Annotated in this window: 15 protein-coding genes; 7 read left to right on the top strand and 8 right to left on the bottom strand. The window is 68.6% G+C overall.

Translation table 11 applies throughout. The features are described 5' to 3' along the window. Window positions 1-111: 111 nt before the first annotated feature. Window positions 112-873: an SDR family NAD(P)-dependent oxidoreductase gene (locus tag C8K38_RS21440; RefSeq protein WP_097213429.1), complete on the top strand. Its 762-nt coding sequence runs from the start codon at window positions 112-114 to the stop codon at window positions 871-873. 34 nt (window positions 874-907) lie between these two features. Here C8K38_RS21440 and C8K38_RS21435 read toward each other — a convergent pair whose 3' ends face one another. The 6 genes from C8K38_RS21435 to C8K38_RS21410 all read right to left on the bottom strand — a co-directional run bounded on the left by C8K38_RS21435 (window position 908) and on the right by C8K38_RS21410 (window position 6,470). After that, window positions 908-1,984: a hypothetical protein gene (locus tag C8K38_RS21435; RefSeq protein ID WP_143548506.1), complete on the bottom strand. Its 1,077-nt coding sequence runs from the start codon at window positions 1,982-1,984 to the stop codon at window positions 908-910. Beyond that, complete coding sequence (locus C8K38_RS21430; RefSeq protein WP_097213427.1) at window positions 1,981-3,159, bottom strand: sensor histidine kinase; 1,179 nt, start codon at window positions 3,157-3,159, stop codon at window positions 1,981-1,983. Before C8K38_RS21430 ends, C8K38_RS21435 begins: the two co-directional genes overlap by 4 nt. A 46-nt stretch (window positions 3,160-3,205) precedes the next feature. After that, window positions 3,206-3,505: a LuxR C-terminal-related transcriptional regulator gene (locus C8K38_RS21425; protein WP_097213426.1), complete on the bottom strand. Its 300-nt coding sequence runs from the start codon at window positions 3,503-3,505 to the stop codon at window positions 3,206-3,208. A 135-nt stretch (window positions 3,506-3,640) separates the two neighbouring features. Next, on the bottom strand, window positions 3,641-4,681 hold the full coding sequence (locus C8K38_RS21420) for a hypothetical protein (RefSeq protein WP_097213425.1): 1,041 nt from the start codon (window positions 4,679-4,681) through the stop codon (window positions 3,641-3,643). After that, the gene (locus C8K38_RS21415) at window positions 4,678-5,901 is read right to left on the bottom strand and encodes a sensor histidine kinase (RefSeq protein WP_257017700.1); all 1,224 of its coding nucleotides are present in this window, start codon (window positions 5,899-5,901) and stop codon (window positions 4,678-4,680) included. Before C8K38_RS21415 ends, C8K38_RS21420 begins: the two co-directional genes overlap by 4 nt. Continuing rightward, a complete protein-coding gene (locus C8K38_RS21410) occupies window positions 5,862-6,470 on the bottom strand; it encodes a response regulator transcription factor (protein WP_245222121.1) in 609 nt (202 codons plus the stop codon). Before C8K38_RS21410 ends, C8K38_RS21415 begins: the two co-directional genes overlap by 40 nt. A gap of 612 nt (window positions 6,471-7,082) precedes the next feature. On the opposite strand from C8K38_RS21410, the gene C8K38_RS21405 reads away from it, so the two are divergent. The 6 genes from C8K38_RS21405 (at window position 7,083) to C8K38_RS21375 (ending at window position 11,883) form a co-directional block, all read left to right on the top strand. Further along, a complete protein-coding gene (locus C8K38_RS21405) occupies window positions 7,083-7,604 on the top strand; it encodes an alternate-type signal peptide domain-containing protein (RefSeq protein ID WP_097213423.1) in 522 nt (173 codons plus the stop codon). A gap of 197 nt (window positions 7,605-7,801) precedes the next feature. Continuing rightward, on the top strand, window positions 7,802-8,407 hold the full coding sequence (locus C8K38_RS21400) for a SipW-dependent-type signal peptide-containing protein (protein ID WP_097213422.1): 606 nt from the start codon (window positions 7,802-7,804) through the stop codon (window positions 8,405-8,407). A 73-nt stretch (window positions 8,408-8,480) separates the two neighbouring features. Continuing rightward, a complete protein-coding gene (locus C8K38_RS27290) occupies window positions 8,481-10,163 on the top strand; it encodes a signal peptidase I (RefSeq protein WP_257017699.1) in 1,683 nt (560 codons plus the stop codon). Between the two features lie 63 nt (window positions 10,164-10,226). Then, window positions 10,227-10,754 (top strand): alternate-type signal peptide domain-containing protein, encoded by a 528-nt coding sequence (locus C8K38_RS21385; RefSeq protein ID WP_097213421.1) that lies wholly within the window; start codon window positions 10,227-10,229, stop codon window positions 10,752-10,754. 5 nt (window positions 10,755-10,759) lie between these two features. Beyond that, on the top strand, window positions 10,760-11,311 hold the full coding sequence (locus tag C8K38_RS21380) for a hypothetical protein (RefSeq protein ID WP_097213420.1): 552 nt from the start codon (window positions 10,760-10,762) through the stop codon (window positions 11,309-11,311). Then, a complete protein-coding gene (locus C8K38_RS21375; RefSeq protein ID WP_097213419.1) occupies window positions 11,308-11,883 on the top strand; it encodes a signal peptidase I in 576 nt (191 codons plus the stop codon). Before C8K38_RS21380 ends, C8K38_RS21375 begins: the two co-directional genes overlap by 4 nt. Before the next feature lie 29 nt (window positions 11,884-11,912). Here C8K38_RS21375 and C8K38_RS21370 read toward each other — a convergent pair whose 3' ends face one another. Together C8K38_RS21370 and C8K38_RS21365 are read right to left on the bottom strand one after the other, a co-directional pair. Further along, window positions 11,913-12,404 carry a carboxymuconolactone decarboxylase family protein gene (locus C8K38_RS21370; protein ID WP_099459060.1) on the bottom strand — a complete coding sequence of 164 codons (492 nt, stop codon included), beginning with the start codon at window positions 12,402-12,404 and terminating at the stop codon, window positions 11,913-11,915. A 216-nt stretch (window positions 12,405-12,620) separates the two neighbouring features. After that, the coding region (locus tag C8K38_RS21365; protein ID WP_146179119.1) for an HNH endonuclease signature motif containing protein at window positions 12,621-13,221 on the bottom strand (601 nt) is incomplete at its 5' end.

Raw genomic sequence — 13,221 nt, 5'->3', positions numbered from 1 at the left:
GCGCTGCCGTGCGCGGTTGACGAGTGTCTGGACTCGTCAACCGCGCACGGGGGCCCTGCCCCTATGCCCTAAACTAAGCGGACGCTTAGAAGCCTTCGGAAGGAGAACACGATGGGGATCCTGGACAGGTTCCGACTGGACAACAAGGTCGTCGTCGTGACCGGCGCCTCGTCGGGTCTGGGGGTCGCCTTCGCGGTCGCCTGTGCGGAGGCGGGCGCCGACATCGTGCTCGCGGCCCGTCGCGTCGACAAGCTCGAGCGGACAGCCGAACTCGTGCGCAACACCGGCCGAGAGGCGCTGTGCGTGTCGACCGACATCGCCGATCCGGACCAGGCCCAGCACATGATCGATGCCGCCATGGAGCGCTTCGGCCGGGTGGACGTGCTGGTCAACAACGCCGGGATCGGCACGGCGCATCCCGCGACGCGGGAGACGCCGGAACAGTTCCGGCAGGTGATCGACATCAACCTCAACGGTGCCTACTGGGCCGCGCAGGCCTGTGGCCGGGTGATGGCGCCGGGTTCGGCGATCGTCAACATCTCCAGCGTCCTCGGCCTGACCACCGCGGGGTTGCCGCAGGCCGCCTACGCCGCCAGCAAGGCCGGGCTGATCGGACTGACCCGCGACCTGGCCCAGCAGTGGGGCACCAGAAGGGGTATCCGGGTGAACGCGATCGCGCCCGGTTTCTTCAAGTCCGAGATGACCGACTCCTACCAGGACGGCTACCTCGACAGCATGGCGCCGCGGTTGGTCCTCGGCCGGATCGGCGACCCGGAGGAACTCGCCGCCACCCTCGTCTGGCTCGCCTCGGACGCGGCCGCCTATGTCACCGGGCAGACCATCCCGGTCGACGGCGGACTGACGATCACCTGATCGTGCCGCGGTGCGGTGCAGCGGACGCGCCGCATCACCGCTGAGGAACGATCTCGCGCATCCCGCCGTGGCGTACCTCGGTCCGCACCCGGCCGTCGTGACCGAGCTCGACGCGGCCGACCCGCGCGCCGTTCTCGGACAGGATGGTGGCCGCGGTCGCCCGCCCCGCGGGCAGGACACGGGCGGTCAACGTCCCGGCGGTGATCTCGTGCAGGGCATCGATCAGCGCGGAGTGCAGTTGCGACACCAGGGCGTCCGGTCCGTCGCGGAGTCCGCCGTCGTCGAGGAGGATCACCCTGGCCCCGCGCCTCCTGGCCGATTCCACGGCGCGGCTGACCCCCTCGTCGGACGCGAGCACGGGAGCACGGAGGGTGTCGCGCAAGCGCTCCTCCAACAGTCCGCATTCCTCGCGGCATCCGTCGCCGAACTCGTCCCCGGTCGCGGACCTCTCGAGGAGCGGCCGGGCCAGCAGGTCCAACCGGGTGAGCTGGGAGTCGCGTTCGCGCAGCACGGCCTGGGTCATCGCCTCGTCCGCGGCCCGCTCGGACTCCTGCTCGCGCAGCCTGAACACCGCGGGGCCAACGGGTCGGATGCTGAACGCGAAGAACACCGACATCAGGACGGGTGCGAGATTGATTGAAGCCAAACGGATTCCGGTGCCCCATCCCTGGCCGGTCGCGTCGGACCAGGCCCCGCTGGTGAGGACCATCAGCGCGGCGCCGGCAAAGGCGTACGGCGCACGGCCGCGCACCGACATGTAGACCAGCACAGCGGTCACCGCGCGAATCTGCCAGGCGGAGTCCAGAGTCCAGCCCGGCACGGGCAGCTGCCACAGGACCAGTGCGCACGCGACCGGTCCGAGAGCGGTGAGTGCGAGCGTGTAGGCCATCGGCAGCGGGTCCCCGGGGACGGCGATGATCACCACCGCCGCGGCAGTGACCAGCACGGCTGCCAGGACGATCGGCCAGACATGCTGCACCCCGTCGAGATTGGCGAGGGCCGCCAGGGTGAAGCTCAGGCAGAACAGAGCGGCGAGCACCTTCGCCGCCGGACGGTCCATGCCGAGCAGCACGCGCACGTCGCGCACGTCGCGCGGCGGGGCCCCGCTCACGGCGCCGCCCATCGGAGCGTGACCTGGGTACCGCGGTCCGGGACCGAGTGGATCTCCGAGGTGCAGCCGGCCGCTGTCATGCGCGCACTGATGCTCACGCTGATCCCCAAGCGGTACTGCGGGACCCGGGCCGGATCGAAGCCGCGGCCGTTGTCGGCGACAAGCATCCGCAGGCCCTCGGTGTCCACGTCGATGATCACCAGTCGGTCGGCCTCCACCTCCGGGTGGTCGGCGTGCCGCAGGCTGTTCCGCAGCGCCTCGGCAGCGGCGGAGGCCATCGCGCGCGCGACCTCCCTGGGAACGGTCAGCGTCGCGTCCCGGACCTCGAGGTCGACGGACGCGTCCTCGTCGACCTCGACCAGCGCGGTGCGGATCAGCGCAACCGCGGCGTCCACGTCGAGGTCCTCGGTGGCGACGTCGCTGACGCGTAGCCGATCGAGTTCGGCCAGTGCGACGGCCGACTGCCCGCTGAGATGATCGGTGTTGCCGTGCCGGGAGATGCCGAGCAGCGTCGACATGATGCGGTCGTGGATGAGCCCGTCGAACCGCTTGCGTTCCACGTACCGCGCGGAGGCGGCGGCGGTCGCCGCGGACTGGCGCTTGGCTGCGGCGAGGGTGCGGTCGAGGGTGCGTCCGGACTGGACGGCGGCGATGGTCGCGACGACGAACAGGCTGTTGGTCATCACAACGTAGAAGGTCTCCGCCAGCAGTGGACTCTGTGAGTCGCCGCGGGTGACGTGACGGATCACCTCTGCAGTGCTCGCGCTGACCACGAGGAACAGCACGCTCGGCGCCGGACGCCAGCCCAGCGCCGCCGCCATCGCCACCAGACCGGGGATCGCGGACATCCACACCTCGCGGGTCGGCGAGATCTGTCCCTGCAGCGCGACCAGCCAGCCGGCTGCCGCGAGGAGGTAGGTCGCGGCGCAGAGCGAGCCGAGACCGCGAACCCAACGGAGGTCCTTGGCGAAGCTTGCGGGCCACAGGGCGAGTAGGGGAACGAAGACGACAACCGCGGCCACCGGGGTGTACCACGGTGCGAGTTCACGGGACTGGATGATGAGGATGGGAATCAGCACCACGCAAAAGACCAGCGCTCCGGCACCGATCACGCGGGCAAAGGTGCGGATGATCTTTTCTTCGGCGGTGCCGATCCGATTGACGCGTCTCGTCATCCGCGTCGGCGGTCCGTCATCAACGCGGGTACTGCCGTGGGCCGATTCACAGCTCGTCGAGCGAGATCAACTCGTCCTGCACGGCGCGGGCGACGAGCGCGGCCTTCGTCGGGGCCGAGCGGCCGACCTGGTTGTACTTGGCGCGGATGCGTGCGAGATGGGTGTTCACGGTGCCGACGGACAGATACAGGTCGGCGGCGACGGTGTTCTTGGAATCGCAGCGCAGCCACTGGAGCAGCACCTCGACCTCACGCGGCGACAGCGACGGCCTGCGCAGGCTGCGCGGTTCCGGTCGCGCCGCGGGTGCGTGCGCATGGTGGTGCTGTTCGTCGACTGCGGCTCTCATGTCACGACCCCCGGGCGTACGCGGCTGGCCGAGGGCACGACCCCTCGTCGCGGGCCCTCCTTGCGGACCGAGGCTATGGGGTGGGACGCGATCTGCCGAGACGGCAGTTTCCTGCCCATGAAACCAGGGGCACGGTTAGCCGAGCGAAGCTTCGGCGTCCGCGGGGTGGCCGTCGTGGTCGAATTCGGTGCGCCGAACCCGGTCGGTGCTGCTGGCGAGCACCGTCGCCATCGTGGTGCGGCCGGGGGGTAGGACGCGCACCGTGATCGCCCCGTCGGTGGCCGCGGCGAGCTCGGCCGCCACCATGCCGAGGAATCGGTCGGGCGCCGCGCCCCCGTCGTCAACGGCCCGGTCGTCGAGCAGGATGACCTCGACTCCCCGGCCCCGAGCGGCGCGAGCGGCGGCGGAGACCACGGGTCCGGAAAGACCAGGGGCACGCAGGATGTCGCGCAGGTGCGCCTCGAGTAGTCGGCAGGCGATCCGCTCGTCCTCATCGAGTTCGACGCCGGTGGCGATCCGGTCGAGCAGCGGCCTGGCCAGCTCGTCGAGGCGCCGCAGCTGCCGGTCGCGTTCCTCGAGCACCGCGGAGTCGGCGGCCTCGGCGGCGACGCGCCGGACGGTCTGCTCGCGAAGCTCGAAGATCTCCTTCGCGGCCGGTCGGACGGTGTAGGCGACGAAGGTGGCCATCAGCAGTGGCGCCATGTTGATCGCCGACATGCCGAGGCCGTAGCCGGCGCCCTGCCCGGTACGCATCGCCCACAGCACGCAGCTGCCGAGCATCGCCGTCATGCCGAGCCAGCCGAGCGCGATCCGGCCGCGCACGCACATGTACGCCAGGATCGCGGTTCCCGCGCCCAGCGGCCAGGTCTGCAGCAGCCCGTCGACCGGGACGGGGACCACGGACAACACCAGGTTGAGCGCGATCGGGCCTGCGAGTGCCATTGCCACCGCAGGGCGGAACGGCAAGGGGTCTCCCTCGATCCGGACGAGGGTGATCGCGCCCGCGCTGACGACGAGCCAGGCCGCCAGCTCCGCCCCCACCGCGCCGGGTCCCGGGCTCGAGCTGAGGGAGAGCAGCAGGAAGGTCAGCACATATGCGGCGACGAGGGCCTTCGCGCCGCGCGTGTGCAACCCGAGCAGCTCGCGGACGTCCCGGGTTCCGCCCGCGATGCTCATGACGAGCTCCAGGCCAGGTGGACCCGGGTGCCTGCCCCCGGCGCGGTCTCGATCCGGGCGGACCCGCCGTGGAGCTGTCGCATTCGCCCGTGGATGCTCACGGACACCCCGAGTCGGTGTGCGGGGACCGCGGCGGGGTCGAAGCCCCGCCCGTCGTCCGCGACCAGGACAGTGATCCCCTCTCGTGCCACCGTGACCTCCACCGAGCGGGTCGCGGCCTCGCCCGCGTGGCGGTCGCTGTTGCGCAGCGCCTCCGCCAGGGCCGCGGCCAGGGCTCGGGTCGTCTCGGCCAGGACGGTGAGAGTCTCTGCGCCGTCGAGCCTTTCGACGCGCAACGCGACTCCCTCGTCCACATCGGTCGCCGCCGCGCGGAGGAGGGAGAGTGCCTCCTCGCAGCCGAAATGCTCCTGCGCACCCCGACCGTCGCGCAGGGCGTCGAGCTGGCGGAGCGTCGTGGTCGCGAGGCGGCTGACCGCGGGCGTCGCACCCAGCCGGGACGCGGCCAGCAGGGTGGACATCACGCCGTCGTGGATCAGTGCGTCGAAGCGTTCCCGTTCGACGGTGCGGGCGCGACGTGCGGCGGCGGCGGACGCCGCAGCGTGGGTGGCATCGGTGGTGGCATCGAGGACCCGGCCGGTGCGTAGCGCCATCACCGCAGCGCCGATGAAGAGCGTGCAGAACATGATGGCGAACGTGATCTCCGGAAGCAGTAGTTCCCGTGGGGCGTCCTCGTGTGCGGCGAAGTTGACGATCTGGACGGCGACGCACCCGATCACCAAGTGCGCGAACATCACCCATGTCGGCCATGTCGACACGACCGCGAGGCTCGCCAGGCCGGGGAAGGTGGCCAACCACAGGAGCTCGCCACTGGGTAGGGGCGGGCCGTTCCAGGCAAGGGGCCAGCTGAACACCGCCAGCAGGAACGCCGTCGCCGCGACCCCGGAGGCGATCCGCATGGGCCGGGTGTCGCGCCGGAACGACAGCGCGCCGGGTAGCAGCCCCGACCCGTACACGCCGGCCACGACCACGGGGGTCCACCAGGCGTCCATCCGCGGCGCCATGGATATCGCGGCAGGCAACAGCAGGATCAGGTAGGCCGCGTAGCCGGCGCTGATCAACCGCGCGACCATCCGCGAGATGTGATCGGAGGACTCGTGGCGCCGACTGTTCGCCGGTGTGGTCACGGGCGGCCGGGGTGCAGCAGCGGTGGTGGCAGCCACCCGTCCTCCACGGCCCGCTTGTAGAGATCGGTTTTGGTGCGGGCGGGCCTGCCTGCCTCGGCGTACTTGGCCCGGATCCTGGCCAGGTAGTCGTTGACGGTGTGCGGGGCGAGGCCGGTCAGGCTGGCGACGCGGGCGGCCTTCTCGCCGGAGGCGTAGAGCGCGAGCACATCTCGTTGGCGAGGGCTCAGGCCGACGTCGTGCAGGCCGGGGTCGCCGTCGATAGCGGCGGCCCATTCGGTGGTCACCACCTGCTCGCCGTTCGCGGCCGCGGTGATCGCGGCGACGACGGTGGCGGTTGGCTCGGACTTGCGCAGCACGCCGAGTACCCCGGCCTTGGCGGCGAGCCGCACCAGGTAGGGATTCTCCGCCCCCGTGAACACGAGAGTCTCGAGTCCGGCGGCCCGTAGCTGCTCGACATTCGACTTGGGGGAGGAGCCGTCGGAGAGTCGAAGATCGAGGATCACCAGATCCAGATCGACTCCGAGCGTGAGCAGTTCGGGCACGGTGGGGGCCGACGCCACGATCACGAGATCCGGTTGGTCGGCCAGCATCGCCTCGAGGCCCATCACGACGGATTCGTGGTCCTCGACTATGCCGACGCGTCGCGGGCCCACTTCGGCCACGGGGAGATGGTCTGCGTTCGACGAATTCTCGGTCAATCTGCTCCTCGCACCGGGGGTTCTCGGCACCGTGCCCATCGCGTTATCGGGCGGGCTGCGGATGACGTTAACAGCCGGCCTCGACGCTCGAGGGCTCGACCGGCATTCACCATTCCATGCGAAGTGTAATTACGTTACGTATTCGATTTGAGGCGCGGTATCCGCCGAATGAGGGACAGTCGATTCAGGGGCATGTGTAACGGATAGTGACTGGTAGGCGATGGATCTGTCCCGCTCTATCGGAAAATGGAATGGCATCTGGACAACCGTTCAAGATCATTTGGGCGATCGACCCGAAACGCCGGAAATTCGATACAGCGTTGTGATAAACACATGCAATCGCAAACCGGTTACCGGAGTCAGGCACCGCCTCACCTGCGAACCGGCCGCGATGTCGAGACCCTCTGAACGAGCACGGATGTCCGAAACCGAGCCCACCCGACCGGGCGCACGTAACCAGATCCGATCACCGACTCTCCCTGACCCCCGACGGGGGTCCGACGAAAGCTGAGCTCTTACATGAACAAGCAGACCAAGGGCGCCATCGCCGCCGGCGCGGCCGCACTCCTCCTCGCCGGTGGCGCGGGCACCATGGCCGCCTGGAACTCCTCGCAGACCGTTGGTGGCGGCGCCGTCAACTCCGGCACCTTGTCGCTGACGCAGACGGGCTCCACGGGATGGACCGAGGGCAACGGCACCGCCATCGCCGACATCTCCCAGTTCAAGGCCGTGCCCGGTGATGTCGTTGTCTACAACGCCAGCTTCAACGTCGGTGCGAAGGGTAAGAACCTGCACGCGACCCTGACGGCCGACCCCGCCACGATCACCGGCGGCGCCGAGCTCCTCGCGGCTCTGGGTCAGGAGACCACCGCGACCATTGGTGCCACACCGCTGGCCGGTGGGGCAATCACCGAGGCCAACGACGGCAGCACGGTCAACGTGAAGGTGAAGTTCACCTTCGACAACGCGACCAGCGGCACCACCGCGCAGGGACAGAGCGTCAACCTGTCCAACTTCGCCGTCAAGCTGCAGCAGAACTAGCTCCACCTCGCCTGGCCGCCATCCGGCGAGCACCCGCAGGCGTCGGTCGTCGGCCCGGCCCGCTCCCGGGCCGGCGGCCGATGCCGATGCGGGGATCGCGGGTCGGGTGATCAACCGCTTCCCGCGTCGGCATCGCTACGCACACATCGACTTTCGGCGCCGCGGCGCCCGTTGGACTGAGCAGGAAAGGCATATCAATGTCTCGTCATGAGGATTCGAGTTCGGTGTCGGGGCTGGGCGCCCGGGCGCGTTCTGTGATGTCGGGGAGAAAGCCGCGGGCGCTTGCGTCGCTGGGGATCGTGTTGGGTCTCGGTGCGATCGGGACGCTGGCGGCCTGGAGTGACACGGCGACGGCGACCTCGGGTGTGTTCAGCACTGGATCGATCGATCTGCAGCTCAACGGGGATTCCGGGTCGACCGTCGGGTTCACGACCCTGACCAAGACCGGGATGATGCCGGGCAACAGTGTCGCGGCGACGCTGCCGGTGAAGAACAACGGTTCGGGTCCGTTCTCGTACACGATGGCGGCGTCGTCGACGTCCTCAGCATTGGCGCAGTACCTGAAGGTGACGGTGTCCACCGGTACGTCGAACGGTACGGCGTGCAGCGGTGGCACGGTGATCGCGAACAACGTCGCCCTGGTGTCGGGCGGCTCGGCCAACCTGATCGGTACGGGTCGTTCACTGGCCAACGGCGTGAGCGAGACCCTCTGCTTCCAGGTGGTGTTGGACTCGGCGGCGCCGACGGCCGCGCAGAACCAGACGGTCAACACCTCCTTCAACTTCAACGCGACGACGGCCTGAGCGCGCCATGACCGACCACCAGAATCCAGTGGATTCCACGAGTTCTCGCTCCGGGCGTGACATCGCCCTTAACGTGGGCGCCATCGCGGGCCTGATCTGCGTGCTGGCCGCCGCGGCGTCGTTCTTCTTCGGCATCAAGCCGCTGATCTTCCGCTCCGGTTCGATGTCTCCCGAGATCTCCACCGGGGCCCTCGCGCTCTCGAAGCCCGTGGCTGCCTCCGAGCTGAGCGTCGGCGACATCGTCAGTGTCGAGAACGAGCAGGGCACGCGGATCACCCACCGCGTGCACGAGATCGTGTCCTCCGACGGCGACAGCTCTGTGCTGATTCTCAAGGGCGATGCGAACCAGGACGCGGACATCTCCCCGTACACGGTCACCGAGGCCGACCGGGTGTTCTTCAGCCTTCCCGGACTGGGATACGTGGTGGCGTGGCTGTCTTCGCCGATCGCGATCTTCCTCGGTGGCGCTTTTGTTGGCGGCCTGATGGTCATCGCCTTCCGCCCCACCTCGGGTCGCAAGGGCGATGACGACGGGGATGCCGGCACCGGTGGCGCTTCGGCCGAGCAGGACCAGATGGTGCCGGAGCAGGATCAGGTGTCACAGCCGAGTCCGGAGACGCAGGCCGGAACCGTCTCTCCGACACAGCGTTTCGCGGTGCCGGCTCGGTCGCTGATGGCCCTTGGTGCCGCGTCGCTGGCGGTGCTCGGCATGACTCAGGTCGCAGGCACCAGTGCCGCATGGGCCAAGACGTCGGCCGCCACGAGCTCGTTCGGGTCGGCGGTCGACTTCCTGCCCGCTCCGAAGTGGTTGGGCTGCGAGAGCAACAGCAGCTACGTCCGAATGAAGTGGGAGCATCTCGGCCCGGGATACACCTACGACATCAAGTTGTATGACGCGTGGGGCGGCAGCTGGAATCCCACGATTCCGCCGAACAAGGGTGACCAGGTCTACATCGATGTGAACGCGTACAACAACGTGTACGAGACGGCCTCCTCGTCCCATATCGAGGTGAAGGCCGTGCGGAACGGGCAGGTCGGTACCGGCTGGGTCGGCGAGAAGATCTGGGCCTACACGCTCTGGAACATCAAGTGTGACGGCAATCTCTCCAGCGGACCTCAGGCGCTGATGGCTCCCGGTGGGGCCGAGGCGATGATGGCCCGAGCGGCTGCGCCCGAGACAACGACGACGGCGCCGTCGACGACGACCGCCGCGCCGACGACCGCGACGACCGCACCGTCGACGACTGCACCGACCACGACGACCGCACCGTCGACGACTGCACCGACCACGACGACTGCACCGACGACTACGACGACTGTGCCGCCGACCACGACTACGACGACCGTGCCGACGACTACGACGACCGTGCCGACGACTACGACGACCGTGCCGACGACTACGACGACCGCGCCGACCACGACGACCGAACCCCCCGCCGCGGCGGAAGCCGCTGTGGTACAGGAGTCCTCGCCGAAGCTCGGCGGTCTGAATCTGAGCAATCCGTCGCCGTCGGGAACGTACAAGGCCGGAGTGTCCGGTTCGAACGCGGTGGTGACCGATGCCTCGGGCGCCGAGGTGTTCAGCACCCCGGCGGGTGCGAACGCGATGGTGAAGTGGCAGGACGGGACCGATCGGCTGTGGATCATCGACGCCGATGCGCTGTACGTGGTCGACGGTTCGTCGGGCTGGACGAAGACGAAGGTCGACCCGAAGACCGGCGACGTGCCGGCCGCAATCGCGGAACTCGTCAAGTAGCAGCCCGCTTCGGCGCCGAATTATCCAACCCCCGACGGGGTTCCGACGAAAGCTGATCATCAGATGAACAACAAGATGAAGGGCGCGATCGCGGCTGGGGCCGCGACCGTCCTGCTGGCCGGCGGTGCAGGCACTCTGGCGGCGTGGAACTCGGGGGCCAGCATCGGCGGCGGTGGGGTGGGTGCCGGTGCGCTCGCCCTCACTCAGAGCGGCACGCCGAACTGGAAAGACCAGAACGGCGCCGTCTCCATCACCGGTTTCCGAGCGGTGCCGGGTGACGTCGTCACCTATACAGCTAGTTTCACGGTCACCGCACAGGGCACCAACCTTCGGGCGAACCTCGCCGTCGACGGCGCCACCATCACCGGCGACCCGGCGCTCAAGGCCGCGATGACGACCGCCGTCACCGCGACCGTCAACGGGGCACCGCTCCCGTCGGGCGCCGGGGGTGCCGTGATCACGCCCGCGCAAAACGGAAAGGTCGTCGACGTCAAGGTGACCTTCGACTTCGCGCAGGGAACCCCGGGAGTCACGGCACAGACCGCCCAGATCGATCTGTCCAACTTCAACGTCACTCTGAAGCAGGTGTAGGCACCATGTCGAACAAGACTCGTTGGTTGGCGATCGGTGGCGCCGCGGTCGTCGGAGTGGCGCTGATGTCGGCCCAGCAGACCGGCGCGCTGTGGAGTAAGTCCGTGGCCGTGGACGCCGGCTCGATCCATTCGGGCATCCTGGATCTGTCTGTGGGACAGGGTGGTACCACGAACTACCCGTTCTCCGCCCTGGCGGGGGCGAACTTGATGCCGGGCGCGTACGCCCAGGCGCCGGTGACCATTTACAACTCGGGCAACGTGCTGATGAAGTACCGGCTGCAGAATGCCGCACAGTCCAATGCCGCTGTGCCGCTGGAGCTTGCGGTCTCGACGGTGGGCTCCGAGTCCGCGTGTCCCGCGCAGGGTGCCCCTGCGGGCGCGACGCAGCTCTACGCCGGCGCGATGATCGGTGCGCAGGCTCCGGCCGCGCCGGAGTGGCGCACGGTGCAGCCGGGTGCGAGTGAGGTGCTGTGCCTGCGGGGCACGGTGGGGGCCGCCGCGGCTCCGAGCGCGAGCACCACCGCGACGTTCACGTTCGCGGCCGAATCCCGATGAGCCATGCGGTGCAGGACGCCGGTCCGGACACCAGCGCGTGGGGTTGGGTCAAGAGCATCGTCTCGTGGCTGCTGCTCCTTGTGCTGGTGGCGATCCTCGCGCTGACGATCGTCATCCCGCGGCTCACCGGGTCGACGCCCTACACCGTGCTCACGGGCTCGATGGTGCCCACCTATCCGCCCGGAACCCTGATCGTGGTGAAGCCTCATGACCCGACCGCACTGACGGCAGGCGACGCGATCACCTTCCAGAAGGAATCGGGGAAGCCCGAGGTGGTCACCCATCGCATCACCATGGTGCGCAAGAACTCGCAGGGCGAAACCACCTTCGTCACCCAGGGTGACGCGAACCCATCACCGGACACCAATCCGGTTGTTCCCGAGCAGGTTCGAGGCAAGGTCTGGTACAGCGTGCCCTACATGGGCTACGTCAACAGCCTCATCACCGGCAAGCAGCGCGCGCTGATGATCACGGTTGTGGTCGGCGGGCTGTTCCTCTACGCCGGATGGATGTTCGTCGGCGCGTTCCGGGAACGGTCACGCGACCAGAGCGCGTCTCCTGATCGGATGTAGTTTCGTCAGCGGGGTGAGCGGGGGTCAGGTCAGTCCCACTGCTCGTCCGCCAGCGAGGCGACCGGCTGAGGCTTGCCGATCAGGGCCAAGGCGATGAAGAAGTTGATCTGGCCGATCGCGATGGTGAGGGTGGCCAGTGCCTTCTCGTCGTAGTGCCTGGCCGCCTCCGCATACAGCTCGTCACTGACGCGCTCCTTGCCCTGCGGGGCGGGCTGGAGGACCGCCTCCACGAGGGCCAGTGCTGCTCGCTCGGCGTCGGTGAAGTACGGGGCGTCCTGCCAGGACGACACGGCCGTGATGCGCTCCTCGGACTCGCCGGCCTTACGGAGGAATCCGGTGTTCAGGATGGTCAGGTAGGTGTTGCCGACGATCTGCCCGGCGCGCAGGTGGACCAGGCTCATCGTGGCGCGGGGGACCGACTGGTTTCCCGTGGCACGGAACAGGGCGGCGCTGATGTCCTTCAGCTCCGGCACGAAATCGCCGGGGTTGGGCATCCGCGAGATGGAGGTGGTGTTCGTCATGGTTGCTGCTCTCTTTCGGTTGGCGTCTACACCTCACTGACGAACGGGGCGGCGGGAGTGTGACAGGGCCGGGAGATCTTTTTTGTTGGGCGCGAGTTCCTGACCGCCGTGGCGGGCACGGTTCACGTGAAGCAGGGGTGTGGCTGCATGGCACAGGGCACCGCGCCGACGCATCCCGTTTCCGGGTGGTCGGGCGGTGCCTGGTGGTTTCGCCTTTCAGGCGGCGAAGGTGAGTTGGTTGCGCCGGTTGTGTGCCGGCACGGGTTGTCGCCGCGGGTCGATCCAGGTGGGTGGGGTGAACCAAGGATGTCCGTCATCGCCTATCGCCACGGTCCAGTCGCCGCGGTGGATGGTGGTGTGGTGGAAGCGGCAGAGCAGCACCAGGTTTGACAGGTTGGTGGGTCCGCCGTTGGACCAGTGCTGAATATGGTGGCCTTCGGTCCAGGCGGCGGGTCGTCCGCAGCCGGGGAAGGCGCATCCGCAGTCGCGTGCGTTCAGGGCGCGGCGGAGCTTGCGGGGGATGAGGCGGGTGGTGCGTCCGACGTCGATGGGATTGCCGTCGGCGTTCATGGTGATGGGGGTGATGTCGGCGTCGCACGAGATCTGGGCGGCCAGGTCGAGTGAGATGGGCCCCAACCAGGGCATCCAGGCCGGTCCGCGGCGACGCCCCCGGTGGCCGCGTTCATGGTGATGGTGTTGGTCGGTGGTGGCGGCGAGGTCGTCGGCGTCGACGAAGACGTTGATGTGGGGTCGTTCGCCGCCTTCGCTGGGTGCCTGCCCGGAGTCGAGAAAGCTGCGGACGATGCGGGTGAGGGCG

It is taken from the genome of Rhodococcus sp. OK611, assembly GCF_003050885.1.
Classification (GTDB): domain Bacteria; phylum Actinomycetota; class Actinomycetes; order Mycobacteriales; family Mycobacteriaceae; genus Rhodococcus_G; species Rhodococcus_G oryzae.
This window is presented reverse-complemented; position numbering and strand designations above follow the sequence as displayed.

Bases quoted from the DNA above. Each gene is read 5' to 3' on its own strand.
- C8K38_RS21370 (WP_099459060.1), bottom strand. From the start codon at position 12,404: ATGACGAACACCACCTCCATCTCGCGGATGCCCAACCCCGGCGATTTC.
- C8K38_RS21440 (WP_097213429.1), top strand. From the start codon at position 112: ATGGGGATCCTGGACAGGTTCCGACTGGACAACAAGGTCGTCGTCGTG.
- C8K38_RS21430 (WP_097213427.1), bottom strand. From the start codon at position 3,159: ATGACGAGACGCGTCAATCGGATCGGCACCGCCGAAGAAAAGATCATC.
- C8K38_RS21375 (WP_097213419.1), top strand. From the start codon at position 11,308: ATGAGCCATGCGGTGCAGGACGCCGGTCCGGACACCAGCGCGTGGGGT.
- C8K38_RS21380 (WP_097213420.1), top strand. From the start codon at position 10,760: ATGTCGAACAAGACTCGTTGGTTGGCGATCGGTGGCGCCGCGGTCGTC.
- C8K38_RS21420 (WP_097213425.1), bottom strand. From the start codon at position 4,681: ATGAGCATCGCGGGCGGAACCCGGGACGTCCGCGAGCTGCTCGGGTTG.
- C8K38_RS21425 (WP_097213426.1), bottom strand. From the start codon at position 3,505: ATGAGAGCCGCAGTCGACGAACAGCACCACCATGCGCACGCACCCGCG.
- C8K38_RS21385 (WP_097213421.1), top strand. From the start codon at position 10,227: ATGAACAACAAGATGAAGGGCGCGATCGCGGCTGGGGCCGCGACCGTC.
- C8K38_RS21410 (WP_245222121.1), bottom strand. From the start codon at position 6,470: ATGGGCCTCGAGGCGATGCTGGCCGACCAACCGGATCTCGTGATCGTG.
- C8K38_RS21400 (WP_097213422.1), top strand. From the start codon at position 7,802: ATGTCTCGTCATGAGGATTCGAGTTCGGTGTCGGGGCTGGGCGCCCGG.
- C8K38_RS21405 (WP_097213423.1), top strand. From the start codon at position 7,083: ATGAACAAGCAGACCAAGGGCGCCATCGCCGCCGGCGCGGCCGCACTC.